Annotated in this window: 27 protein-coding genes; 4 read left to right on the top strand and 23 right to left on the bottom strand. The window is 36.2% G+C overall.

Features of this window, described 5'->3' with window-relative positions:
* Positions 1-13: 13 nt before the first annotated feature.
* From LWE_RS07535 to LWE_RS07580, 10 genes are all read right to left on the bottom strand, one after another.
* Positions 14-574 carry a ComE operon protein 2 gene (locus LWE_RS07535; protein ID WP_011702287.1) on the bottom strand — a complete coding sequence of 187 codons (561 nt, stop codon included), beginning with the start codon at positions 572-574 and terminating at the stop codon, positions 14-16.
* Positions 575-645: 71 nt separating this feature from the next.
* Positions 646-1,251, bottom strand: a complete 606-nt coding sequence (locus LWE_RS07540; RefSeq protein ID WP_011702288.1) for a helix-hairpin-helix domain-containing protein — start codon at positions 1,249-1,251, stop codon at positions 646-648.
* A gap of 103 nt (positions 1,252-1,354) precedes the next feature.
* Positions 1,355-2,086 (bottom strand): class I SAM-dependent DNA methyltransferase, encoded by a 732-nt coding sequence (locus LWE_RS07545; RefSeq protein ID WP_011702289.1) that lies wholly within the window; start codon positions 2,084-2,086, stop codon positions 1,355-1,357.
* Positions 2,087-2,141: 55 nt separating this feature from the next.
* Entirely contained in the window at positions 2,142-2,498 is a 357-nt protein-coding gene (gene rsfS, locus LWE_RS07550) for a ribosome silencing factor (protein ID WP_003721994.1), read from the bottom strand.
* A gap of 4 nt (positions 2,499-2,502) precedes the next feature.
* Positions 2,503-3,078 carry a bis(5'-nucleosyl)-tetraphosphatase (symmetrical) YqeK gene (gene yqeK, locus LWE_RS07555; protein ID WP_011702290.1) on the bottom strand — a complete coding sequence of 192 codons (576 nt, stop codon included), beginning with the start codon at positions 3,076-3,078 and terminating at the stop codon, positions 2,503-2,505.
* A complete protein-coding gene (locus LWE_RS07560; protein WP_011702291.1) occupies positions 3,065-3,631 on the bottom strand; it encodes a nicotinate-nucleotide adenylyltransferase in 567 nt (188 codons plus the stop codon). Before LWE_RS07560 ends, yqeK begins: the two co-directional genes overlap by 14 nt.
* An 18-nt stretch (positions 3,632-3,649) precedes the next feature.
* Complete coding sequence (gene yhbY / locus LWE_RS07565; protein ID WP_011702292.1) at positions 3,650-3,940, bottom strand: ribosome assembly RNA-binding protein YhbY; 291 nt, start codon at positions 3,938-3,940, stop codon at positions 3,650-3,652.
* A complete protein-coding gene (gene aroE, locus LWE_RS07570; protein WP_011702293.1) occupies positions 3,940-4,761 on the bottom strand; it encodes a shikimate dehydrogenase in 822 nt (273 codons plus the stop codon). Before aroE ends, yhbY begins: the two co-directional genes overlap by 1 nt.
* A gap of 19 nt (positions 4,762-4,780) precedes the next feature.
* Positions 4,781-5,881, bottom strand: coding sequence for a ribosome biogenesis GTPase YqeH (gene yqeH, locus LWE_RS07575; RefSeq protein ID WP_011702294.1), 1,101 nt, complete (start codon positions 5,879-5,881; stop codon positions 4,781-4,783).
* Positions 5,878-6,399, bottom strand: coding sequence for a YqeG family HAD IIIA-type phosphatase (locus tag LWE_RS07580; protein ID WP_011702295.1), 522 nt, complete (start codon positions 6,397-6,399; stop codon positions 5,878-5,880). The genes yqeH and LWE_RS07580 overlap by 4 nt, the downstream gene beginning before the upstream one ends.
* Before the next feature lie 162 nt (positions 6,400-6,561).
* On the opposite strand from LWE_RS07580, the gene LWE_RS07585 reads away from it, so the two are divergent.
* Positions 6,562-8,370 (top strand): M3 family oligoendopeptidase, encoded by a 1,809-nt coding sequence (locus tag LWE_RS07585; protein ID WP_011702296.1) that lies wholly within the window; start codon positions 6,562-6,564, stop codon positions 8,368-8,370.
* Positions 8,371-8,404: 34 nt separating this feature from the next.
* Here the strand turns inward: LWE_RS07585 and LWE_RS07590 are convergent, their stop codons facing one another.
* The 6 genes from LWE_RS07590 to mltG all read right to left on the bottom strand — a co-directional run bounded on the left by LWE_RS07590 (position 8,405) and on the right by mltG (position 12,944).
* The gene (locus LWE_RS07590) at positions 8,405-9,106 is read right to left on the bottom strand and encodes a 5'-methylthioadenosine/adenosylhomocysteine nucleosidase (RefSeq protein WP_011702297.1); all 702 of its coding nucleotides are present in this window, start codon (positions 9,104-9,106) and stop codon (positions 8,405-8,407) included.
* Positions 9,107-9,155: 49 nt separating this feature from the next.
* The gene (locus LWE_RS07595) at positions 9,156-9,785 is read right to left on the bottom strand and encodes a DUF1510 family protein (protein WP_011702298.1); all 630 of its coding nucleotides are present in this window, start codon (positions 9,783-9,785) and stop codon (positions 9,156-9,158) included.
* A 60-nt stretch (positions 9,786-9,845) separates the two neighbouring features.
* A complete protein-coding gene (gene greA, locus LWE_RS07600) occupies positions 9,846-10,328 on the bottom strand; it encodes a transcription elongation factor GreA (protein WP_011702299.1) in 483 nt (160 codons plus the stop codon).
* A 190-nt stretch (positions 10,329-10,518) separates the two neighbouring features.
* Entirely contained in the window at positions 10,519-11,148 is a 630-nt protein-coding gene (gene udk / locus LWE_RS07605) for a uridine kinase (protein ID WP_011702300.1), read from the bottom strand.
* On the bottom strand, positions 11,145-11,798 hold the full coding sequence (locus tag LWE_RS07610; RefSeq protein WP_011702301.1) for an O-methyltransferase: 654 nt from the start codon (positions 11,796-11,798) through the stop codon (positions 11,145-11,147). Before LWE_RS07610 ends, udk begins: the two co-directional genes overlap by 4 nt.
* A gap of 75 nt (positions 11,799-11,873) precedes the next feature.
* Complete coding sequence (gene mltG / locus LWE_RS07615) at positions 11,874-12,944, bottom strand: endolytic transglycosylase MltG (RefSeq protein WP_011702302.1); 1,071 nt, start codon at positions 12,942-12,944, stop codon at positions 11,874-11,876.
* A gap of 202 nt (positions 12,945-13,146) precedes the next feature.
* Between mltG and LWE_RS07620 the strand changes: the two genes are divergently transcribed.
* Positions 13,147-13,773, top strand: coding sequence for a DedA family protein (locus LWE_RS07620; protein WP_011702303.1), 627 nt, complete (start codon positions 13,147-13,149; stop codon positions 13,771-13,773).
* 42 nt (positions 13,774-13,815) lie between these two features.
* Here the strand turns inward: LWE_RS07620 and LWE_RS07625 are convergent, their stop codons facing one another.
* The 6 genes from LWE_RS07625 to LWE_RS07650 form a co-directional block, all read right to left on the bottom strand.
* On the bottom strand, positions 13,816-14,118 hold the full coding sequence (locus LWE_RS07625) for a DUF1292 domain-containing protein (protein WP_011702304.1): 303 nt from the start codon (positions 14,116-14,118) through the stop codon (positions 13,816-13,818).
* Positions 14,119-14,133: 15 nt separating this feature from the next.
* Positions 14,134-14,550, bottom strand: coding sequence for a Holliday junction resolvase RuvX (gene ruvX / locus LWE_RS07630; protein ID WP_041176348.1), 417 nt, complete (start codon positions 14,548-14,550; stop codon positions 14,134-14,136).
* Complete coding sequence (gene reoM / locus LWE_RS07635) at positions 14,547-14,819, bottom strand: IreB family regulatory phosphoprotein ReoM (RefSeq protein WP_011702306.1); 273 nt, start codon at positions 14,817-14,819, stop codon at positions 14,547-14,549. The genes ruvX and reoM overlap by 4 nt, the downstream gene beginning before the upstream one ends.
* Before the next feature lie 91 nt (positions 14,820-14,910).
* Positions 14,911-17,550, bottom strand: a complete 2,640-nt coding sequence (alaS, locus tag LWE_RS07640) for an alanine--tRNA ligase (protein ID WP_011702307.1) — start codon at positions 17,548-17,550, stop codon at positions 14,911-14,913.
* Positions 17,551-17,858: 308 nt separating this feature from the next.
* Complete coding sequence (locus LWE_RS07645; RefSeq protein WP_011702308.1) at positions 17,859-18,554, bottom strand: ABC transporter ATP-binding protein; 696 nt, start codon at positions 18,552-18,554, stop codon at positions 17,859-17,861.
* Between the two features lie 8 nt (positions 18,555-18,562).
* Entirely contained in the window at positions 18,563-20,062 is a 1,500-nt protein-coding gene (locus tag LWE_RS07650; protein ID WP_011702309.1) for an ABC transporter permease, read from the bottom strand.
* A gap of 166 nt (positions 20,063-20,228) precedes the next feature.
* Between LWE_RS07650 and pieR the strand changes: the two genes are divergently transcribed.
* Positions 20,229-20,915 carry a two component system response regulator PieR gene (gene pieR / locus LWE_RS07655; RefSeq protein ID WP_011702310.1) on the top strand — a complete coding sequence of 229 codons (687 nt, stop codon included), beginning with the start codon at positions 20,229-20,231 and terminating at the stop codon, positions 20,913-20,915.
* The gene (pieS, locus tag LWE_RS07660; protein ID WP_011702311.1) at positions 20,912-22,351 is read left to right on the top strand and encodes a two component system sensor histidine kinase PieS; all 1,440 of its coding nucleotides are present in this window, start codon (positions 20,912-20,914) and stop codon (positions 22,349-22,351) included. The genes pieR and pieS overlap by 4 nt, the downstream gene beginning before the upstream one ends.
* A 29-nt stretch (positions 22,352-22,380) precedes the next feature.
* Here pieS and recD2 read toward each other — a convergent pair whose 3' ends face one another.
* On the bottom strand, positions 22,381-24,777 hold the full coding sequence (gene recD2 / locus LWE_RS07665; protein WP_011702312.1) for an SF1B family DNA helicase RecD2: 2,397 nt from the start codon (positions 24,775-24,777) through the stop codon (positions 22,381-22,383).
* Between the last annotated feature and the right edge of the window lie 7 nt (positions 24,778-24,784).

The following is a 24,784-nucleotide window of genomic DNA, read 5'->3' on the forward strand; positions in this document are numbered from 1 at the left end:
GTCCCCTCCCTATTTAGTTTAATTTCTCTGAGATTTTCAGATAAAGTTGTTCTGCCTTTTCGGGTTCAATATTTATTTCTGCTGCTGCTTCTTTTACCAAGGTATGCATTTTTTCTGCATTCCAATTATTTATTTGTAGAACAGATTCATCAAATTCCACTTTTTGTAATTCGACACCAGCAATATTAAACAATTCTAAGGCGTACGGGTGATTTTTGTAATCCTTAGCGAAATATACTTTCTTTATTCCTGCTTGGATTATAGATTTCGTACATGCAAGACAAGGGAAATGTGTGACATATAATTCTGCTCTATCTGTTGAAGCACCGAATTTGGCACATTGTAAGATTGCATTCATTTCTGCGTGTATCGTCCGGATACAGTGACCGTCTACAACATAACAACCATGTTCTGCACAATGATCACCACCAGCGATTGACCCATTATATCCGCCTGCAATAATACGTTTATCGCGTACTATTGTTGCACCCACCATTAATCTTGTACATGTACTTCTTGATGATATTAAATGACTTTGTGCCATAAAAAACTGATCCCATGCGATTCGTTGCACATTAAAAACTCCCTTATGATTTGATAAATATTAGTATAGGTGTTTATAAGGAAGTTCGTCAACCACTTTTATTAATTAACATCCAAATATTCTTTGAGTTTCTCTACTGTTTTCTCTCCTATGCCAGATACATTTTTTAAGTCTTCAATTGTTTGATATAACCCTTCTTTTTCACGATACTCTATAATTGCAGTTGCTTTTGAATCGCCAATGCCTGGCACTTGTTGTAAATCTGCTTTTGTTGCACTATTGATATTGATTTTCTCACCAGATGATGTGGCGCCATCTTCTGTTTTATTTACCGGTAGTTCTGGACCTTCTTCTCCTTTTTTATACACATAAATACTCATTTCGTCTTTTAGTTTTTCTGCTAAATTAAGTTTGCTATTGTCCGCTTCTCCAGTAAGCCCGCCAGCAATTTTAACCACATCTTGTACTCTGGCATCAACTGGTAATTTATACACGCCTGGAGAGCGCACTGCTCCCTTGATATCGATGTAAATATCGTTCGATTTCTTTACAGTTTCTTTTTCTGTCTTCTCTTCTTTGTTTACAGGTTGATTCGTGGTAATTTCTTCCGCCTGCTCTTCTGGTAAACAAACGTATATTAATATAACACCAAAAATCGCAATAGCTATTAAAAAATAATTTTTGTGCTTTTTTAATAGTTCTATCATCCATATCACCACCCTTAATTATATTATTCGCCATACTATTCTATATTCCTTTTCTGGATTTTAAGCGAAAAATATATAAAAAAAAGAAAGTAATCATGAAAAATTACTTTCTAGCTACAAAAAAGATTCTTTCGCTTGTATTTGTTGGTTTTTCAAAGCCAAAATCAGCGTAAACCTCTATTTTAGTAAAATTATATTTTTTTAATAAATTTTCATAAGTTGTAATTGGATAGGTTCGTTCTTTGTGTAATTCATCTACCCGATTATACGTATCATTTTCTCCTAAAATATAAAATGTCAACTCATGTTCGACGGAATGTGGAAATTCTCCGGGAAATGAGTTCCAAATCGTAGAAATTTCTTCATCACTATCACCATAAGTATAATCTTTAAAACCTTGATCTATTTTAAAAACAGAATGGACATCAAATAAAAATAAGCCATTGGGTTCTAAGTGAGTTGACACCGCTTGAATAGTTTCTTCTAATGCTTGCTCTGTCTCCAAATAATTAAGAGAATCACAAAAGCAAGTGACTACATCAAAGGATTGATTTAAAGCTAATTTTGACATGTCTTGCTCTAAAATAGGTAAATTTATTTCAGCAGCTGCGACTTTTTCTTTAGCAACTGCTACCATTTCTTTCGATAAATCTACGCCAGTTACTTGATGACCTAAAAAACTTAATCTTAACGCAAATTCCGCAGTACCACAGGCTAAATCAAGTACTTTTTTTGGAGAATCATCAATAAACTCTGCTGAAAACTCTATCCATTCATCATAAAGTTCAGAATCCATAAGTCTGTCATAAAATCCTGGGAAATATTCATAACTCATATCCATTTCTCCTTAAAAAAACAGACGAGATTGTTCCCGCCTGTTCGGTTAATTATTAAGAAATAAACGCAGCAGAAACGTCCACTAGTGGCGCGTCTCCCCACAGTTTTTCTAGATTATAATAAGAACGCTCTTCTTTGTGGAACACATGGATAATAACATCACCTAAATCGATTAAAATCCACTGGGCCGCATCAAAACCTTCTAAACGTTTCACATCTACTTGGTTTTCTAACGCTTTTTCTTTAATTTCACGAGCAATTGCTTGCACCTGTTTGTCTGAATTACCATGGCAGATAACAAAATAATCCGCAAAACTGGATAACCCCTTCATGTCTAGTGCTAAAATATCCTCTGCTCTTTTATCGTCTGCTGCCTTTGCGGTCAGCATTAATGTATCGTAACTGTTCAAATTATTAATAGTCTCCTTCCAAATTTAAATTAACAAAATAATTATAGGCGTCCAGAGTATCTGGAAATACCAATTGTTGTTTCTTGATTAAATGCGTAATCGTGTTAGATAAAGCGAACAGCATGGCTTCATCTAGCGAATTGAGCGCTAGTCTACGTGCTTTATATACGCCAGGAAAAGTTCTACCTGGTTCGGTATAATCGGCTAAATAAATAAGTTTATCGAAGTCAGACATAGTAGCACTTCCTGTTGTATGCACTCGAATAGCTTCCAGTATTTCTGGATCAGTAATACCAAATTCTTTTTCTGCTAGATAAGCGCCAACTGGAGCGTGCCAGAGTGAATGATGAAACTGTAGTAAACGCGGATCAAATCCCTCGTCCTCAATGATTTTTCTTGCTTTATCATCTTCATAGTACTTCGCGTAATCATGTAATAAAGCTGTTATTCTCGCTTTTTCTACATCTATATGATAATGTTCTGCAAGTTCTACTGCTGCTTTTTCTACACCAAGAGTGTGCTTAAATCGCGCATTTGGCATAGCTGCTTCTACTTTTTTTAGCACGTCATTTCTTTCCATAAAGTTGATGCTCCTTTATATATAACCATACTTTTTCTGGTAAAAAGGCTTCTGCATGTTCAATGTTATTTCTAATTTCTGTCGAAGAAATAGTTGTTTCCGGCATGTCGATATTAACAACATCATACGGAACTTCTGCTTGATAATGTGGGCGATGAACCCCGACAAAAGTCACCATTTTTACTAAGTCCTCTATATGATACCACTTCGGTAAGTATTCTACCATGTCTCCGCCGATAATAAAATAAAAATCAGTATTCGGCTGTTCGCTTATCATATCACGCATTGTATCATACGTATAGGACTTTCCTGCGCGTTTAAGTTCACGCAGATCTACTTCAAAATAATCTATACCTTCTATCATCAAGCGAAGCATCTCTACACGTGCATCATTTGAAGCCATGCCGCTAATATGTTTATGCGGCGGGATTTTGTTAGGAAGAAAAAGGACTTTTTCGAGATTCAGTTGTTGCTTAGCCACTTCAGCCATTTGGAGATGTGCTAAATGAGGTGGATCGAATGTTCCGCCTAGGATACCAACTTTATGCTTCATCACACATTTCCTCCAACTTTACGGCAACTTGATTTGTTGCTTATTTACAGAAGTTTTATAAAGAATAATCGTTCTACCAATTACTTGTACAATATCTGCACCTGAACGAGCGCTAATTTTCTCAGCAACAGTTTGTTTGTCTTCTTCACAATTTTGTAAAATCGAGATTTTAATTAATTCTCTTGCTTCTAAAGCTTCTTTAACTTGGATAATTAAGTTTGGTGACACGCTTCCTTTTCCTACTTGAAAAATTGGTTGAATATTATGTGCTTCTTTTCTTAAAAAACGTTTTTGTGTAGCTGTTAACATTAGTTTCCTCCTAATTGTTCGAGTACTGCTTCTTTCATCAGTGATCGCTCTGGTTTAATGCCAGTCCATATTTCAAAGGCAAGTGCCCCTTGATTAACAAACATTGGTAAGCCATTTTGAGTAATAGCTCCATTGTTCTTTGCTTCTTTTAAAAAGGCTGTTTCGGCTGGGTTATATATAATATCTGAACAAATCGTTCCTTTAGTTACATTTTCCAGCGAAATTGGACTTTTATTTTTAGAAGCTTCTAGGCCGATAGAAGTTGTTTGAATAATAATAGTAAAACCAGCCAATTCTTTTTCTGCTTGTTGCAGTGTCATTGCATGGTGATTATCATTATTTTTTGTCATATCTATCGCTTTTTCAGATGTTCGGTTAGCAACTGTTATCTTAGCGTTTGTATGGCTTTTAAGTGCAAGATAAATTGCTTTACTAGCACCACCCGCGCCAGTAATTAAAATAGAATCGTCTTTTGTAATTGGTCGAATTTCTTCTAATCCTTCTAAGTAGCCTTTGCCATCTGTATTGAATCCGTACCATTTGTCATTTTTTCTAAGCACCGTATTAACTGCGCCAGAAGCTGCTGCAAGATCCTCTAATTCGTCTAAAAATGGTAAAATACGCTCTTTAAACGGAGTAGTGATATTAAAGCCGCGTACACCGGAATCCATTAATTTTTTAATTTCTGTTTCAAATGCGTCTTCTTCTATTAAAACAGAGTTATATTCCGCATTCATTCCAAGTTCTTGGAAAATCCGATTTTGCATAGCTGGTGATAACGAGTGACGAATAGGATTTCCGATAACAACATATTTTTCCAAATGACAGGCCTCCTTAGTTTTAAACGAGTGACGTTCGGATAGTTGCGCTCACACCTTCTGGAACCCAGGCAGTTACTTTGGCGCCACCTTCTGGAATAGTAATCCATCCAAGGCCTGAAAAGACAATATCCGCTTTTTCCTTCACTGTAAAGGAATATGGAACGAGTTTTGGAAGTGTCTTCATTCCATCTTCTGTTGGTGGTTGAAGTACAAACCCGGCTTGTTTTTCATATAAGTCATCTGCTTTTTCTAGTTTTGTCCGGTGAATAGGTAAATTGTTAGATACATAAACAACAAGCGATTTGCGACCACCTGATACGTAGTCTAAACGAGCAAGTGCTCCTAAAAACAAGGTTTGTTCTTCGTTTAATTGAAACACGGCTGGTTTTACTTCTTTTTTAGGTGTAATAGCTTTTAATGTTGTTGTATCAATAAAATGTGCCATTTGGTGATGGTTAATAATTCCTGGTGTGTCAACAAGAACATTGCCATCCGCAAGTGGGATTTCGATTTTATCAAGCGTTGTACCTGGGAATTGTGATGTGGTAATTACATTATTTTCGCCGGATGCTTGCTTAATAATACGATTAATCAGCGTTGATTTACCAACATTTGTACATCCAACAACATACACATCTTGCCCATTACGTAGTTCTTCAATTTTTTCTAAAAGCGTATCAAAACCATGACCTTTTTCGGCACTAACTAATACAACGTCTGTTGCTGCCAAGCCTTGTTCCTTAGCGCGAGTTCTCATCCAACGCGTTAATTTGTCTCGTTTTAAAGATTTTGGTAACACATCTTCTTTATTGCCGACAAGTAATACAGGATTGCTACCTGCAAAACGAGGAAGTCCAGGCAACCAACTGCCATCAAAATCAAAAATATCGACCACGTAAACAATTAAGGCTTGTTTAGAACTAATTTGGTTTAAGATACGTAAAAAATCATCATCTGTTAGCGCAACATCTTGAATTTCGTTGTAGTGCTTTAGACGAAAACATCTTTTACAAATAACTTGTTCGTTATTTAGGGATGATTTTGGTGCATAGCCGATTTTTTCAGGATCTTCTGTTTGAATAATAGCCCCGCAACCAATACATCTAATTTCTTCTGTCAAAGTGATTCCTCCCACTTAATCTGGTTTTTCTTTGCTAAACGTTTTAAAATAATGCTCTCCATCATTCGATTTAATTTTGTCGCCATACCATCTGTTTGTTTAACAGGGCGAACAAAAATAGTAGTTAACTTTTGACGATTTCCACCGAATATATCTGTCATAATTTGATCACCAATCATCACAGTTTCTTCTGGTGTTGCACCCATTTCTTTTAGTGCCCATCGAAAATTAGCACCAAGGGGTTTTTTTGCCCGCGCTAAATAAGGAACATTAATCGCTTTTGCCACACGAGCAACTCGTTCTTCATTATTGTTAGAAAAAATCATTACTTTGATTCCTTCTTCTTTCAATATTGTAAACCAGTTGATTACTTCATCCGTTGCATCTAGTTGATCCCATGCGAGCAAAGTATTATCAAGATCCGTTAAAATAGTAGTCTTTCCCATTTTGCGAAGTTGCTCTGCTGTTATTCCAAACGGAGTATTCAACATTTTATCTGGTGAGAATTGCTTTAACACGTATTGGCACCTCATTCTTTTATTTAGTACAGTCTATTCTATCATACATTCAATTAGACTAATAATCTATAAATTTTACCATCTTTCTGCTTATTTTACAAAAAAATCTAAGAAAAATGCTATAATGTGAAAGGAAACGTTATTTCTTAAGGAGGCAAACAAATGTCAAAAGATTATGCATTAACATGGGATTTAGAAAATATATATGCTGGCGGTAGTGGTTCTGAAGAATTACAACAAACTCTAAAAGAGGTAAAAGCTGATTTAGATAGCTTTGTCGTAAATGTAGCAGAATGGGAAGTGCCTGAAAATGTAGAAGCTTCTGTAGAATTTTTACTTCTAGTTAATCAAAATGCAGATATTTCTAAAATTTTACTGACAGCAAGTTCTTTTTTAGAATGCCTAGCTTCAGCTGATATTAATGATACTCGCGCAAATGAACTTTCTGCGTTAATTTACCAATATGTTGCAACTCTTGCAACTGCTGAGGACGAATGGCATGATAAATTCGCACAAGTTTCTGACCGTGTTTGGAATGAATTAATGCAAGAAAATGGTTTATCACAAATCAGCTTTATTTTGAGTGAAGCACGCACAAATCGTCGTAAAAAAGGAAGTAAAGAACAAGAAGCAGCTATTAATTCTTTAGCTGTAGATGGTTATCGCGGTTGGTCTGATCACTATGATACGATCGTTTCGAAACTTCGCATGCACGTTACAATTGATGGGGAAGAAAAAGAGGTATCTGCTGGACAAGCACTGAATCTTCTTAATCATCCTGACCGCGCTGTTCGTCAAGTAGTTTTCAAAGAATATACACGTGTTTGGCAAGAAGAATCTCGTTTGTTTAGCGATACTTTAAATCATTTATCTGGTTTTCGCCTCGCTACATATGATATTCGTAAATGGGATAATATACTAGATGAACCTCTTGCAATTAATCGTTTAGATGAACAAACGTTAAAATCTATGTGGAATGTTATTCAAACGAATAAGCCAACTTTTGTCCGATTTTTGGATAGAAAAGCGAAATTACTAGGTCTAGAAAAATTAAGTTTTTATGATGTGGAAGCCCCTCTTGTATTCTCAAGTGAACCAAAAAAATATACGTATCAAGAAGGCGCAGAATTTATTATAGAGCAATTCAATAAATTTAGTCCAAAAATGGCAAACTTTGCACAATCTGCTTTTGAAAAAGGTTGGATAGAGGCAGAAGATCGTGATAACAAACGTCCGGGTGGTTTTTGTACAGACTTCCCTGTTGAGAAAGAAAGTCGTATCTTCATGACTTATGATGGGGCTCCTGGAACAGTCGCAACACTTGCACATGAACTAGGACATGCCTTTCACTCTCATGTGATTCGCGATGAGCCTTTTGAAAACACTGATTATGCCATGAATGTTGCAGAAACTGCCTCTACTTTTGCGGAGATGATTATTGCAGATGCATCTGTGAAAGATGCGAAAACAAAAGAAGAGAAAATCACTTTACTAGAAGATAAAATTGGCCGTAGTATTGCCTTTTTCATGAATATCCACGCTAGATTTATTTTCGAATGCAACTTCTATGAAGCGCGTAAACAAGGTGTCCTTTCTGTAGATAGACTTAATTCTTTGATGGAAGAAGCGCAACGTGAAGCTTACTTGGATTCATTAGATGAATATCACCCACAATTTTGGGCTTCTAAGTTACACTTTTATATTGCTGATGTACCGTTTTATAATTTCCCATATACTTTTGGTTACTTATTCTCGCTTGGAATTTATCATAAAGCGCAGTCTGAAGGTGCTAGTTATGAAGATAAATATATTGCATTACTACAAGACACTGGTTCCATGACAACAGAACAACTTGCTGAAAAGCATCTCGGAGTAGACTTGCGAAAAGCGAATTTCTGGGAAGAAGCTGTGGCTCTTGCTGCTAAAGATGTAGAAGATTTCCTTGCTTTAACAGAAGAATATGTAAAATAAGAAAATGCCTGGAGCTTAAAACTCCAGGCATTTTTTAGATTGTTTTTAGTAATTCGATAATACAAGTAGCAGATTGTTTCGCTGCTAAATGGATAAATTCATCAAATGAAATGGTCGCCTCTTGGTTAGCCAAGTCAGAAATCGCACGAATAATTAAGAACGGAATATCAAATTGGTAAGCAACTTGCGCAATTGCAGCAGCTTCCATTTCCACCGCTTTAACATCCGGGAAAAATGTACGAATAAGTTCATGTTGATCCGGGCGCATAATAAATGAATCATTGGTAATGACTAAACCGTATACTGCTTTATTTTCACTTTGAGAAAAATAATCACGATAGATAGTTTCTGCTTTCTTTAAAAGAACAGCATCTCCTTGATAAAAGGCTGGCATCCTTGGAACTTGTCCATAAGTATAACCAAATTCTGTTACATCCACATCCCCGTACGCTAAACGATCAGAAATAATAACATCTCCAACAGCTAAGCCTTCTGCCATTCCTCCAGCTGATCCAGTATTAATTATTATTTCTGGTTTAAATCGATCAGCTAGAAGTGTTGTTCCAATAGCAGCATTTACTTTGCCAATTCCTGACTCTAATAATACAACTTCTTTCCCTGCTATTTCTCCAACATAGAATTTTGCCCCACCAATAACTACTTCTTCTACATGAGGCATAGTGTTTTTTAATAATTCTACTTCTTCTTCCATTGCTCCGATAATGCCAATTGTCATTATGTAACCTCCAAAAAAGCACAGTCGTTAACAGCTAACTTCTGCGCTTTTATCTTTTGTCGTTTGTTTTTAGTTCTTCTACTTTAGTTGGTTGCCATCCTTCTCCGTCTACCCAAGTGATATAAACACGGTATGCTTTATCAGGGCTTTCTTTTGTGGATAGTGTTCCAATTGCTTGTGTGGCAGGGTCAGCACCTTGCTCAACAAACCATAGTGAAGTATTTTCAATAGGAATATCTGTTGCTTTTGAAAATGCTTTACGCTTTTCTTGCCAGTCTGTACTCGTTGAACTGTATGAATTCACATGGTCACCTGTTTGTTCAGTACCGATTGGTTTCCAGTCTTTTGTAATGACTTTAGCCACATTCGGATCATCACTTTGGGTAGTTTCCGTCGTTTTATCATTTGATGATGTTTCTTTTTCAGATGATTTTTTAGATTTAGCGGCATCTTCTTTTTTCTGAGTGGAAGATGCCGTCTTGTTTTCTTGCTGCGCCGGATCGCTCTCTGTTTTAAACAAAACAAAATACAAACTACCAATGATGAGTAAGCTTACCACGATAATTAAGATATTTAAGACCAAATTGGTTTTCTTTCGTTTTGTATTTTGTTGAGAGCGAGATCCTTCGACCATGTTTTGTTTAATGCGACGGTTATTTGATTGTCGATTATCTGCCATTTTGCATTCACCACCTTATAAGTAACCGCTGTAAAAAAACACAACTAGCACATAAGTTAGTTAAGATGCAGTAATTTTTTCAATCTTAACGTTCATGTCGCCAGCAGGTGTTTGGATAGTTACTTCTTCCCCTTCTTTGTGGCCAAGTAAACCTTTGGCAATTGGAGAATCATTAGAAATTTTCCCTTCAAATGGATCAGCTTCTGCACTACCTACAATAGTGTAAGTTTCTTCTTCTCCATCTGGTAATTCGATAAAAGTAACTGTGTTACCAAGTGTTACTAAACCATTATGTGCTTCGGCGGCATCAATGATTTGAGCATTACGAATCATATTTTCAATCGTAGTGATACGACCTTCAACAAAAGCTTGCTCGTCTTTTGCGGAATCATACTCGGAGTTCTCAGATAAATCGCCAAAACTACGGGCAATTTTAATCCGTTCTACTACTTCTTTTCGTTTTACTGTTTTCAGTTCTTGTAATTCATTTTCTAATTTTGCTTTCCCTTCAAGGGTCATTGGAAATACTTTTTCTGTCGCCAATCGATTTCGCTCCTTTTGTTTGTTCATTATTGTATAGAAAAGCACGGAGATATCGCTCCGCACCCTCAAAAAAATATTACTACTCGTCAGAAAGATTAACATGTCACGCTAGAAATAGCAAGCAATTGTCTCTCTTTTCATTAGGAAATTTTACCTTATATTTTTCTGTTTGACAAGCCTTACCTGTTGTTTAAACATGTTTTTGTAAAATTGATTCAATTTTTGTTGTCATTAAATCTATGGCAACATGATTTTCTCCGCCTTCTGGAATAATAATATCTGCGAATTTTTTTGTGGGTTCAATAAACTCATTGTGCATTGGTTTTACTACAGATAGATATTGATCAATAACTGAATCCATCGTTCTGCCGCGTTCCTTCATATCACGTAATAATCTGCGTATAAAACGAATATCGTCATCTGTGTCAACATATACTTTGATATCCATCAAGTCACGCAATCGTTTATCTTCTAAAATTAAAATCCCTTCTAAAATAATTACTTCCCGAGGTTCTTGGATTTCTACTTCTTGTTTGCGTGTATATTTCTCGTAGTCATAAATAGGCTTTTCAATAGTCTCATAACGACGGAGTGCTGCTATGTGAGAAATAAGTAAATCTGTATCAAAAGCTAATGGATGATCATAATTAACTTTTAAGCGGTCTTCAAAACTAATATCTGTTTGATCATGATAATAAACATCTTGCGCAATCATTAAAATAGAATGACCACTAAAATGATCACAAATTGCTTTTGTTACACTTGTTTTTCCCGAACCTGAACCGCCTGTCACTCCAACTACAATAGGTTTTTTTGTCATGATTTGCCTCCAGTTTTCTTTCTTTTTGAAATAGATAAACCATCTCCAAGTGGAATAGTTGTAGTATCAAAATCAGGATGTGTTACTAAAAAATCATTAAAATGGCGCATTTTCCGGGCAACTCGAAGTTTGCGTTGTTTTTCTGGTGACATATCAAGAGCCAGTCCTTTGAAAAGCACATTATCACTATAAATAACACCATCTGGAGCAAGAGAATCTGTATAAATATGGAAAAACTTTTCATATTGAGCTTTTGCTGCATCAATAAAGATTGCATCAAATGGCCCATACGCTAAAATTTCTTCTGAGCCTTCCAGTGCATCGGTCAATATAACTTTTATTCTGTCAGTAGCTCCGTAACGTGCTATATTATGTATTGATTGTTGATAACGTTCTTCATCACGTTCTATTGTGATAATCTGTGTATTAGGCAGTTTGTCCGCCATTTTTAGAGCAGAGTAGCCAATAGCCGTACCAAGTTCTAAAATACGTTTAGGTTTTTGAATATCTAGTATCTGTAGTAAACAGTGTAAAGAATCTGGTTCCATAATAGGAACTTCGTGCTTTTTCGCATATATCTCTAACGCTTCAAAAAAAGGCTCGCTCTTAGGTATATTCTTCAATAAATAGTCATGAATAATATCATTCACTGTAAGTTCTCCTTATCTTAACAAACAAAGCACCTGCCAAAAACATGATTAACATGCTTCTGACAAGTGGTTGTTTTAATTATTTTTTGTAATATGTTCCTCTTTTAATTTATTGTGTTCTTCTAAAGTTTTAGAGAAATAAACTTTACCTGTTTTTGTATTAGCTAGGAAGTATAAGTAATCACTTTTTTCTGGATAGAGTGCTGCTTCCATAGATGTTTCTCCACTGTTTGAAATTGGACCAGGTGGCAGACCTTTGTTTCTGTAAGTGTTATAAGGCGAATCTACTTCTAAATCTTTATAAGTTGTCTTGCTCTTATGCTCTCCAAGCGCATAAAGTACTGTCGGGTCTGTTTGGAGACGCATATCTTTTGCTAAACGATTATAAAAAACACTAGCAATCATTTTACGATCCACATTGGCTGTCGCTTCTTTTTCAATAATAGAAGACATTGTAAGGAATTTATGGACAGACATTTTTTGTTTGGTTAGTTCCTCGCGGTATTTGGCAATATTAATATCCGTGGCTTTTACCATTTCAGTGATAATCGTCTCAGCAGATACATCTGATCCTTTAAATGTATAGGTAGCTGGGTATAAATAGCCTTCTAATGGATGTTTTATAGATTTATTTAGAACATCGTTTGTTACCGTTTCAGGATACGCTTTAATCATAGAAGCTACAAAATCTGGGTCATCCATTGTTTTTAAAACATCTGCTTTTTTTAATTTTGGTTGGTATTGCACAATTCTGTCAGCGATTTGATCTAGTGTATATCCTTCTGGGACAATTAGTTTCGCTGGAGCTAGGGTCTTACCTTCTTGCATTTTTGTAACGATTTGATCCGTGTTCATAGCTGGACTTAATTCATAATTTCCTGCTTTTAAATTCGTATCGTTATTGTATTTAACATAAAAAGAGAAAATGGAAGCATTATTAATCACTTTTTTATCTTCTAAAATAGTAGCAATATCTGAAATACTTGAACCCGCTGGTATTTCTACAGTGATTTTCTCTTTACTTTCTTCATTTTTCGGTTCTAGCTGGGATTTTACATAATAATAACCTGAAAAAGTAGCGATTATTAAAATCAAAATAATAATAGAAATAATAATTGTAATTTTCTTGCCTTTTGTATTCTTCATTCTAGACCTCATTTCATAGAAAACAATTCTTATCTATTATACCGATTATCTAAAAAAAATGCTATTCAATACAAAAATTTTTCTTAAAAAGTGACGTTTTTATGTTTTTTCGGTATAATAAGTAGCGTGATTTAACGAACAAGACAGAATCAGTCAAGGACTTTTTTCTGCCATTTAAATATAGATTGAAGGAGTCTTTTGAATGTTACATACGTTAATACAAAGTTTGCAAGATTTCACGATGTGGTTAGTAGATGCTCTTGGCCACTGGGGAATTTTTCTTGGAATGCTCATCGAAAGTGTTTGCATACCTCTTCCAAGTGAGGTCATTATGCTATTTGGCGGATTTATGGCTGAGGCTGGGCAGTTAAATTTTTGGTTGGTTGTATTTGCTGGTATTGCTGGGAATTTAGTTGGTTCACTCATCGCCTACTACATTGGTAAATTCGGTGGAAGAGCTTTAGTGTTAAAATTTGGTAAGTATATATTCTTAAATGTCAAACATCTAGATAAAGCTGAACTTTGGTTTGGACGCTACGGAGCAAGAGCTGTTTTCTTCGGGCGCGTATTACCAGTTATTAGAACATTTATTTCATTACCGGCTGGTATTGCTAAAATGAATGTTTGGAAATTTGTTATATATACAATCTTAGGCTGTATCCCGTGGAACATTTTTCTTACGTGGCTCGGTTATTCATTAGGTTCCAATTGGAGTGTTGTCGAAAAATATACGCGACCAATTAGCTACTTAATGTTAGCTCTGGTTATTGCAATCGTCATATATCTTGCTTATAAAGTATTAAATAAAAGGGCTAGAAACGCAAAATAAAAAGCACGTCTTGACCATATTCGTCAAGACATGCTTTTTGTTTTATTCTTCGTCTTCATCAGCTAGGAATGTTGCAAGAATTTCTTCAATCATATCCCACTCTTCATCTGTTTCAACAGGTTTAAGTTGGCCTTGTTTACCTTCTTCGTCTTGAATGTAGCTAGAAGCAAGAATTTCGATTTCTTCATCTTCACTCTTACCTGCTGGGAAATATAACACGTAAGATTTGTCAAAATCTTCGGAGTCAAAGTCAAAAAGAATTTCGAAAGCTTCTTCTTTTCCTTCCTCGTTTGTAATCCAAATAATATTTTCTTCTTCATGGTTATGGTTATGTTCTTCTGCCATTAAATTCACCTCAAATTAATTAGTAGTGTCCAAATAGGACTGTAAAATCATTACTGCAGCTAACTTATCAATCACTTCTTTTCGCTTTTTACGCGAAACGTCTGCTTCAATCAAAGTTCTTTCCGCAGCAGATGTGGTTAACCGTTCGTCCCAAAGTACAACAGGCAAACCAATTCTTGCCTCAAGTACTTCAGCATAGATTTTCGAACTTTCAGCGCGAGGTCCTATAGTATTATTCATATTCTTAGGAAGCCCAACAACGACTTTTTCAACTTCATATTCGAGCACAAGCTCTTTTACTCTGTCGTAGCCAAATTGTTTTCTTTTCTCGTCAATCTGAATGGTTTCAACACCTTGCGCGGTCCAGCCAAGTGGATCGCTTATCGCTACGCCGACTGTTTTCGAGCCGACATCTAAACCCATAATTCTCATTTCTCACCAATTTCGTTATTTTTCAGATACGCTTTGACAAGTTCCTCGATAATTTCATCTCGTTCTAAACGACGTATCAGACTTCTGGCATCCTTATGACGAGGAATATAAGCAGGATCGCCTGAAAGCAAATAGCCAACGATTTGATTAACGGGATTATAGCCTTTTTCTTCAAGAGCAACGTAGACTTGTTTCATTAATTTTTTTACATCTTCTTCAATAGAATCATCACCGAAGTTGTAAAACATTGTTTGATCTTTTGAATCCATAATCGAAGCACCTCATTCCTTCATGTATCTCCATTCATTTTACACTATGTGAAGAGAAATAACAAAGAAAAATGAGGTACTTTGATGAAATTTATGCTTGTTGTTCTTTCACACATGTGGAAACATAATCAAGGGCAGTTGCTAGTTCTGCTGGATTTTTACCACCTGCTTGAGCCATATCAGGACGTCCACCACCGTTACCGCCACATTTTGTTGCTACTTCTTTTAGTAATTTACCTGCATGATAGCCGGCTTTAATAGCATCTTCTGAAACAGCAGAAATCAAGTTCACTTTTTCTCCTTGTACTGCTCCTAAAACAAGGATTCCACCAATTTTTTTATCTTTCCAATTATCCACGAACTGACGCAATTGGTTCATATCTTTTGCATTTACTTGTTTAGCGATTACTTTGACGCCACCGATTTCTTCTGGTGATTCAAAAATATCAGCACTTGCAGCACTTGCTAATTTGCTTAATAATGATTCATTTTCACGTTTCACTTCACGTAAATCCGCTTGTAGTTGTTCTACTTTTTGCGGCGCTTCTTTTGTGGTCGCTTTTAAAAGGTTAGCCGTATGTTTTAGCGTATTTTCTTGTTCGGTTACAAAGCGATAGGCTTCTTTCCCCGTAACTGCTTCGATACGTCTAGTGCCAGCTCCAATACCGGTTTCGGATACAATTTTAAATAAGCCAATATCAGCGGTATTGCGCACATGGACCCCACCACAAAGCTCAATACTATATTTTCCTACTTGAACTACACGAACGACATCGCCATATTTTTCGCCAAACAATGCCATCGCGCCAAGTTCTTTCGCTTCTGCAATAGGCATTTCTTCAATCACAACATTGATTTGTTCCCAGATCTTTTCATTGACGATTTCTTCCATTTTTGTTAGTTCTTCTTCTGTAATTTGACCAAAATGAGAGAAGTCAAAACGCAAACGATCAGGAGAAACTAGTGAACCCGCTTGGTTAACGTGCTCGCCTAGTGTATCTTTCAATGCGCGATGTAAAAGATGGGTTGCAGTATGGTTTTTAATTGTTTCACGACGTTTTACTTTGTCCACAGCAAGTTTCACTGTATCGCCTGTTTTTAATACGCCTTCTTTAACGGAAATACGATGTAAATTTTGTTTATTTGGTGCTTTTTGAACATCTTCTACATAGGCAAGGCCAGTTTCACTTTCAATCGTTCCTTTGTCAGCAACTTGACCACCGCTTTCTGCATAAAAAGGGGTTTCTTTGAAAATAACTTGTGCTGTTTTTCCAGACGCTACTTCATCTACAAGTGCGTCATCTTGAATGATATATAAGATTTCCGAAACATGTTCAGTTGCATTATAACCAACAAACTCGCTTTTAGCTGTCAGGTTTGCAAGAAGTTCACCTTGGACTTGCATAGATTTCACGTCAGCTCTTGCAGAACGAGCGCGGTCACGTTGTTCTTTCATTTCCGCTTCAAATCCAGCATGATCGACTTTTAAGCCATGATCTTCTGCGTATTCTTCCGTTAATTCTACTGGGAAGCCAAATGTATCATATAATTTGAAGATATCTGCGCCTTTGATTACTTGTTCGTTTGTTTCTTTGGCAGTTTTTAGGATTGTTTCCAAAATTGCTAGACCTTCGTTTAATGTTTCGTGAAAACGTTCTTCTTCTGTGCGAATCACTTTTTGGATAAAGTCTGTTTGATTTTCTACTTCTGGGTAGAAACTATTCATGATTTTTCCAACTACTGGTACTAATTTATACATAAAAGGTTCGTTGATTGTTAAGACTTTTGCGTAACGAACAGCTCGGCGGAGTAAACGACGTAAAATATAGCCGCGTCCTTCGTTGGATGGTAATGCGCCATCGCCAATCGCAAATGCAACTGTCCGAATATGGTCAGCGATTACTTTAAATGCTACATCATTTTCTTGATTATGGCCGTATTTCACACCAGCAATTTGTTCTACTTCTCGAATAATTGGCATAAATAGGTCTGTTTCAAAGTTAGTTGGTGCATCTTGAATGATAGAAACCATCCGTTCAAGCCCCATCCCAGTATCAATATTTTGTTTAGGAAGTGGCGTGTAAGTTCCATCTGGATTATGGTTAAACTGAGAAAATACTAAATTCCAAATTTCTAGATAACGTTCGTTTTCCCCACCTGGATAAAGTTCTGGATCACTTGTATCATCTCCAAAAGTAGGTCCGCGGTCATAGAAAATTTCGCTATCTGGGCCACTTGGTCCAATACCGATATCCCAGAAATTATCTTCAATTTCTACAATATGTTCTTCACTTAAACCGATTTTTTCCCGCCATATAGTTTTCGCTTCTTCATCTTCTGGATACACCGTTACGTATAATTTATCAGGATCAAAGCCAATCCATTTAGGGCTTGTTAGGAATTCCCAAGCAAAAACGATAGCTCCTTCTTTAAAATAATCACCAATAGAAAAGTTTCCTAGCATTTCAAAAAAAGTATGGTGGCGTGCTGTTTTACCTACATTTTCAATATCATTTGTACGGATTGATTTTTGAGCATTAGCCATTCTTGGATTATCAGGAATAACCGAACCGTCAAAGTATTTTTTCATTGTTGCAACGCCACTATTAATCCAAAGAATCGTTGGATCGTTATTCGGCACAAGTGGCGCACTAGGTTCGATTGTATGCCCTTTTTCTTTAAAGAAATCTAAAAATAGTTGTCTAACTTCTGCGCTTGATAATTGTTTCATTATTTATTTCCTCCTTTTGGTTTTTTCAACAAAAAAAGCCTATATGATTGCTCACAGGGACGATTTTGGTGAAATCGCGGTACCACCCTGCTTGCAATGATATAGACTTTGTATCATTACCTCTTCAATTATCTGTTAACGTGGATAAGACGGACCATCTAATGGGAGAGCAACTTTGGTACAAGCGTGGTCTTCCTTCCAGCCAAGGGAAAACTCTCTAATCACGTGGAAGCCAAAATCATATTCCTATCATGTATCAATTTTTTATTCAACAATAAACTAAATTATAAAGAACGGATGGCTAAATGTCAACTGTTTATTAAGCTGCTTGTTGATTGTTTCTTTTCAACAAAGCTACCGTTTTTAAGCGTTAGTTTTACATCTGATACTTTTGCAATTTCTGGGTCATGCGTTACCATAATGACACATTTTCCTTCTTTATGCGCTAAATCTTGGAATAAAGTAACTACTTCTTTACTTGTGCGTTCATCCAAGTTTCCAGTTGGTTCATCCGCTACAATTAAATCCGTTTCACAACATAGTGCTCGTGCAATCGACACTCGCTGTTGTTGACCACCACTTAAGGTGAGAACTTTTTGGCGTGCCATTTTCTCTGTAATACCAACTTTTTCTAACATGCTTAGTGCAAAAGCTTTTTTATCGGGTTGATTAACATGTGTTATTTCCATTGCAGTTGTGACGTTTTGAAGAGCTGTCATATAAGTTAATAAATTATAACTTTGAAATACGATAGATACATATCTGTTTCTAAATTGTTGCAATCCAATACTTTTAAGCGAGCTACCTTTATAATAAATGTCGCCTTCTTTTTGCGTATCTAGCCCTCCAGCAAGTGATAAAAAGGTGGTTTTTCCAGAGCCAGAGCTGCCGACTACAGTGTAAAATACACCCGATTCAAAATCATAGTTAATATCACTCAAAATCGATTCATCTTTTGTTTTATACCAATAAGAAATATTTTCAAACGTCAATACTTTCGTCATATCGTCACCTACTCCTGTTTAGTTAGAATTGTTTTTGGATTCATACGAAGAACCAGTGCGGCTGGCAAAAGAACCGAGATAAAGGCTATTCCAATTCCGATTCCGCCCATTTTCAACATATCTTCTAATGTTACTTGGATGTCTAGCTCTTTGATTTGTTCTGTATTTTTTGTTAGGTTACTAACACTTCCTGCAAAACCGCCTGGACCACCTTGTCCACCGCCACCAGGACCGCGATTCTCTGTATTATTAGTTGTTTCAGTTGTCGATGAATTTTGTTGCTCCAGAAGTTGATTTCCCGCTAGTTGCGCTACGTAATGACTGCTGGCAGCTGCTAATCCAAAGGAAATCAGTGCAACAATTAAAATTTCTACAAAGAATTGAGCAATTAATTTACCTCGTTTTTCACCAATGGCTAAAAGAACACCCATTTCATATTTACGGTCACGTACTTGCATCATCACAAGTAAACCTAAGATTAAAGCTCCCGCAATGCTGACAATATACACTACATTTTTAGAGAACGACGCTACACTATCAATTGGACCAATCATTTGTTGATAAAGTGTATCATTAGCATCTAGTTTAAATGTATCCCAATCAATGCTATCCACTTTTTTTGCTTCTTTTTCAAAAGCAGAAATATTTGCTGCATCATCCATTGTATAAACTGCGGAATCTACCGTATTTTTATAGTCAGAACCTTTAATTGTATTTGCTACTGTGTAAGGAACGTATACTTTGTTATAGGGATTTAGGAAAGAGAAATTTTGCGCCATATCGCTTCCAGAATCAGTCGTTTTATAAATGCCGACAATTTTTAAAGTTACTTTAGTATTCCCATCACTGGAAGTCACTGTGAAAGAATCGCCAACTTTCCAATCATTTTGTTTGGCTAAATTTTCTTCCACCATCGCTACATTCTTGCCTTTATCATCTGCTGTAATTGCTACACCACTAGTTAATTCGCTTGTTCCTGCTTCAAAATCTGTGCTTGTTTCAGAATCCAGTAAACCATTTATGCTCAAGTCAGCATCCACCATTTGCGGGCCGCCGTTACCTCCACCTGGTCCCTCTGTATCTTTAGAGCTAGTAGAATCATCACTTGTCGAAGTATCTCCCGAGGATTCAATCGGGTCAAAACCAGATGCTAATGCTTGTGTACTAGAATAATAATTATAGCTTTTAACATGTTCTAATGCTGCTAAATCATTTGCATCACTTACATCAATAGGATTGCTTTGAAATTTTGGTTTTGTATCTGTCGAAGTTTCATCACTACTTGAAGCTTCTTTTTGCATCGCAGCCATTTGTTTTTCTTGGTCAACAGTAAGTGTCACTGTTCCGCCAAGTTGTTCTCTAGCTAACTCGCTTGCTTTATCAGCGGCTGATTGAATGGTAAAGCCTGATAAAATAAGCACACAGACTACAGTGAAAATAATTAGTTGTAAAACAGATCTTCCTTTTCTCGCTTTCATGCTGAGCCATGCTCGTTTAAAAAAATTCATGTGGTTTCCTCCATTCGGTTTCTACTCCACTAAGATTACTGGGGAGTTATGAAGAAAGTATGAACAAACTATGATGCATATTTTAAACTTTCGCGAAAAAAATAATTTGGCTTGATTATTGGGTCTAATTAGTCTAATTTTAATGTAAGAGGAGTGAATACAAATTATGAAACTACTGATGATAGAAGATAATGTGAGTGTTTGTGAAATGATAGAAATGTTCTTTATGAAAGAAGAAATTGATGCAACGTTTGTGCACGATGGCAAACTTGGCTTTGAAACATTTTTTAAAGATGATTTTGATATTGCGATTATTGATTTAATGTTGCCAAATATGGATGGCATGACTATTTGCAGGAAAATACGTGAAGTCAGCGATGTTCCTATCATTATTTTAACAGCGAAAGAATCAGAATCAGACCAGGTACTTGGACTTGAAATGGGTGCGGATGATTATGTAACAAAACCATTTAGCCCACTTACTTTAATGGCTCGAATCAAAGCTGTCACTCGTCGGAAAAATAATAGTTCTTCCAATGAAAACGAGGAAGATATTTTAGAAACAAACTATTTTAAAATCAGTAAACGTACTCGCGAAATTTTTTATCAAGGAAAGCTTTTAGATGCTTTAACACCAAAAGAATTTGATTTACTTTACTTTTTAATGCAGCATCCACGTCAAGTTTTTTCAAGAGAACAATTACTGGAGCAAGTTTGGGGTTATCAATTTTATGGAGATGAGCGTACTGTGGATGTTCATATTAAACGTTTACGCCAAAAAATTGCCACAGATACGAAGCCGTTTTTACACACTGTTTGGGGTGTGGGCTACAAATTTGATGAAACGGAATGAAGCGAATGAAATTTAAATATGCTTATCAACTTTTTTTCACACAATTTATCATCTTGCTCATTGCTTGTATTATGATTGGGGTGTTAGTCTCCCATTCATTAAAAGATTATTTTTATCAAAGCCAAGTAGATGATTTAACTAGTTATGGTGAAACAATTTCAATGGATATCAGGCATTCCCCTCAAGATGCAACCGTCCAAGTACTTAATACCTACCAACGTATTTTAGATGTGAAAAAAATTCATTACACCATCAAAAATGCAGATGATGAAACGATTTATCCAACTCAAATGAATCAGCCCTTACCAAAAGATTTCTCCATTTCTAAAGATGATAAAAAGAAATTAAAAAGCGGCGAAACGGTCAGCAAAAAAATCGATAATCGTTTTAACCGTGAAATGACAATTGTCTATGTGCCAATCATGAACGGGGATAAATTTGTTGGTTCTATCGTCTTAAATTCTCCAATTAGTGGAACAGAGCAAGTGATAGGAACCATAAATCGTTATATGTTCTATACTATTTTACTTTCAATTACGATAGCACTTATTTTGAGTGCCATTCTGTCTAAGCTTCAAGTTAATCGTATCAATAAATTACGATCTGCGACCAAAGACGTTATCCAAGGTAATTATAAAGCACGTCTAAAAGAAAATAATTTTGATGAGATTGGCGCGCTTGCTATTGATTTTAATAAAATGACGCAAACGCTTGAAAAGTCTCAAGAAGAAATCGAACGTCAAGAAAAGCGGCGCCGTCAGTTTATCGCGGATGTTTCTCATGAGATGCGTACCCCACTGACTACGATCAGCGGTGTGACAGAGGGATTAGTAAATGATATTATTCCAAAAAGTGAAACGGATCGTTGTATTGCACTCATTGATACAGAAGCAAAACGATTAACAAAATTGGTCAATGAAAATCTTGATTATGAAAAAATAAGAAGTAATAAAATCAAACTACAAAAAACTCGTTTTAACGGTCGAGAATTTTTAGAGTTAATCAAAGAACAACTAGATTATGTAGCAACCGAAAAAGGCAATACTATTACAGTAAATATTGATCAGGATATGAATATCTATGCTGATTATGACCGATTAACACAAGTTTTTATTAATATTGTTAAAAACAGTGTGCAGTTTACCGAAAATGGTCAAATTACATTAACTGGTACGCAAGACTATAAAGAATCTGTATTAACTATCACGGATACGGGAATCGGCATGAATACAGAAGAATTGGAACAAATTTGGGAACGATTTTATAAAGCAGATATGTCCCGAACAAATACAGCTTTTGGGGAATCAGGAATTGGTCTCTCTATTGTGAAGCAGTTAATTGAGTATCATGATGGAACAATTAGCGTTACAAGTAAGCCAAATGAAGGCACTACATTTACTATTCGCTTACCGTTTTTCCAAGATAATGAACAGTAAAAAAACACCCACTTGCGAGTGGGTGTTTTTCATCCTACCATAAATTGTTCTGGGGTAATCCCTTCCATTCCAATCATAGGATCAATTTCTGTAATATTTTCCGTCGTTAATATGCGTTTATTCGTCATTTGTTCTAGCATTACATCTTCGCTCATTAAACGTTCAGAGAGGGTTGTATTTCGTTTGTTTTCATCCACACGCTCTACGCCCATTCGAAAAGCTTCTTCTTCTCCGCACAGGATAAGGAATTGTTTACTTCTTGTCACTCCTGTATAAAGTAAATCACGGCGTAACATTCGATAATAACTGCGCACAATTGGCATAATCACAATTGGAAACTCGCTCCCTTGGGCTTTATGAATCGAACAACAATAAGCATGGGTTAATTGATTAAATTCTTGTCTGTAATAAGAAACCTCCGTTTGATCAAATTGAACCACAATCAAATCTTGTTTTTCAGTATTTTCTTTCGCATAGATTATCGAAACTATTTCACCAATATCCCCGTTAAAAACGTTCTTTTCAGGTTGATTAATTAATTGCAGTACCTTGTCGTGAACCCGATACTTAATTTCCCCGAATTGTACTTCTTTGCGGCGGCCGGTATCATTAGGATTGAAAATTTCTTGCAACTTTTTATTTAAAATATCAATTCCTGCTGGTCCGCGATACATCGGTGCTAACACTTGAATATCTTTTGCGCGGAAACCTTTATTTTTAGCATTTTTTACGACTTGTTCAACTACATCCCCAATCTGGTTTACTGTACAGTGGAAAAACGAGCGATCTGCACTATTTTTCGCAAAATCAGTTGGTAGCATCCCTTCTTTAATATAATGGGCCATTTCAATAATGGATGAACCATCTTTTTGACGATAAATATCTGAGAGAGCGACAGTTGGAATTTGCTCTGAATGTAGAATATCTTTCAAAACTTGGCCAGGTCCAACTGATGGAAGCTGGTCTTGGTCGCCAACTAGTACTACTTGCATATGAGCTGGTAAGGCTCGGAATAATTGATTCGCAAGCCAAATATCAACCATTGACATTTCATCTACAATTAAAAGCCGACCATCAATTAATCTTTCGGCATCGTCATCCATTTGTTCTTGTCCATTCATTCCAAGTAAACGGTGAATGGTCATTGCTGGAAGACCGGTAGATTCAGACATCCGTTTAGCTGCCCGACCTGTTGGCGCAGCAAGTAACACTGGAAAAGTAGCACCATCTTTATACGCGTGCGGATCAAGGCTTAGGCCATTTAATTCCGCGTAGAGTTCCACAATCCCTTTTATAACAGTTGTTTTCCCAGTACCAGGTCCACCAGTCAAAACTAACATTGGCGACATTAGTGCTTGTTCTAACGCTTCACGCTGAGAATCTCCGTAATGTACTCCAATACGTTCTTCCAATTCTCCAAGTGCTAATAAAAACTCAGATTGCGGAAATTGTTCTTGATATTCGGTTTGCTTTAACATCCGTTTTACATGATAAGCAAAACCGCTTTCTGAATAGTATAGTGACGGCATGTATACACGAGTATTTTCAGTGATGATTTTTTGTTCTTCTGCGAGCTTTTCCACTTGTTGTAATAAAATAGCTTGGTCAATCCTGATGCCTTCACTTTCTTCAAGCAAATAAGTTACTTCACCAAGCAAAACCTCTTTTTCCATATACACATGACCTTGTTGCATACAAACAGAATCTAGCATAAATAAAACACCTGCACGAAGGCGTTCTGGATGATTCCCACCGAGCCCCAGTTTTCGTCCAAGCTCATCGGCACGCTGAAATCCGATCCCTTTTACATCTTCAATTAGCTTATACGGATTATTTTCTAAAACTTCAATAGCATTTTGTTTATATACTTGAAAAATTTTCATTGATAATTGCGGACCAAAACCGTATTCATTCAAACCAACCATGACATGTTCTAGACCTTGATTTTCTCTAAGGGAAGCAAGCAAACTTTCCGCAGCACCTGATGGCAATTTGGGAACAGTATTTAGTAAACTTGGATCTGATAATATTTTTGTAATAGCATCATCACCAATTGTGTCAACAATATTTTCTGCTGTGACCTTGCCAATTCCTTTAAAAAGTTCACCAGAAAGATAATTAATTAATCCGGCACGAGATTGAGGCATTTCTTTTCGAAATCTATCTGCTTTAAACTGTTGACCAAATTTAGCATGTTCCTGCATTTTCCCATAAAAAGTATATACTTCTTGTTCATGAAGCGCAGGAAAAAAACCAGTCACAATAATGTCTTTTTCATCCCAGTCCGCATTGGTTTCTTTAACTAAAATCCGTACCACAGAAAAGAGGTTTTCGGCATTATAAAAAATGGTAGACAGCATCGTGCCTTTCATAAAAAGTTCTTCTGGTGTATCGTCAAATAAGGCAAGAGATTCTTGTTCTGCCATCTTAGCC

Source organism: Listeria welshimeri serovar 6b str. SLCC5334 (assembly GCF_000060285.1).
Lineage (GTDB): Bacteria > Bacillota > Bacilli > Lactobacillales > Listeriaceae > Listeria > Listeria welshimeri.

Coding starts and splice junctions, on each gene's coding strand:
- LWE_RS07540 (WP_011702288.1), bottom strand. CDS start 1,251: ATGATAGAACTATTAAAAAAGCACAAAAATTATTTTTTAATAGCTATT.
- LWE_RS07545 (WP_011702289.1), bottom strand. CDS start 2,086: ATGAGTTATGAATATTTCCCAGGATTTTATGACAGACTTATGGATTCT.
- yqeK (WP_011702290.1), bottom strand. CDS start 3,078: ATGGAAAGAAATGACGTGCTAAAAAAAGTAGAAGCAGCTATGCCAAAT.
- LWE_RS07560 (WP_011702291.1), bottom strand. CDS start 3,631: ATGAAGCATAAAGTTGGTATCCTAGGCGGAACATTCGATCCACCTCAT.
- yhbY (WP_011702292.1), bottom strand. CDS start 3,940: ATGTTAACAGCTACACAAAAACGTTTTTTAAGAAAAGAAGCACATAAT.
- LWE_RS07585 (WP_011702296.1), top strand. CDS start 6,562: ATGTCAAAAGATTATGCATTAACATGGGATTTAGAAAATATATATGCT.
- LWE_RS07590 (WP_011702297.1), bottom strand. CDS start 9,106: ATGACAATTGGCATTATCGGAGCAATGGAAGAAGAAGTAGAATTATTA.
- LWE_RS07595 (WP_011702298.1), bottom strand. CDS start 9,785: ATGGCAGATAATCGACAATCAAATAACCGTCGCATTAAACAAAACATG.
- udk (WP_011702300.1), bottom strand. CDS start 11,148: ATGACAAAAAAACCTATTGTAGTTGGAGTGACAGGCGGTTCAGGTTCG.
- mltG (WP_011702302.1), bottom strand. CDS start 12,944: ATGAAGAATACAAAAGGCAAGAAAATTACAATTATTATTTCTATTATT.
- LWE_RS07620 (WP_011702303.1), top strand. CDS start 13,147: ATGTTACATACGTTAATACAAAGTTTGCAAGATTTCACGATGTGGTTA.
- LWE_RS07625 (WP_011702304.1), bottom strand. CDS start 14,118: ATGGCAGAAGAACATAACCATAACCATGAAGAAGAAAATATTATTTGG.
- ruvX (WP_041176348.1), bottom strand. CDS start 14,550: ATGAGAATTATGGGTTTAGATGTCGGCTCGAAAACAGTCGGCGTAGCG.
- reoM (WP_011702306.1), bottom strand. CDS start 14,819: ATGGATTCAAAAGATCAAACAATGTTTTACAACTTCGGTGATGATTCT.
- alaS (WP_011702307.1), bottom strand. CDS start 17,550: ATGAAACAATTATCAAGCGCAGAAGTTAGACAACTATTTTTAGATTTC.
- LWE_RS07645 (WP_011702308.1), bottom strand. CDS start 18,554: ATGACGAAAGTATTGACGTTTGAAAATATTTCTTATTGGTATAAAACA.
- LWE_RS07650 (WP_011702309.1), bottom strand. CDS start 20,062: ATGAATTTTTTTAAACGAGCATGGCTCAGCATGAAAGCGAGAAAAGGA.
- pieR (WP_011702310.1), top strand. CDS start 20,229: ATGAAACTACTGATGATAGAAGATAATGTGAGTGTTTGTGAAATGATA.
- pieS (WP_011702311.1), top strand. CDS start 20,912: ATGAAGCGAATGAAATTTAAATATGCTTATCAACTTTTTTTCACACAA.
- recD2 (WP_011702312.1), bottom strand. CDS start 24,777: ATGGCAGAACAAGAATCTCTTGCCTTATTTGACGATACACCAGAAGAA.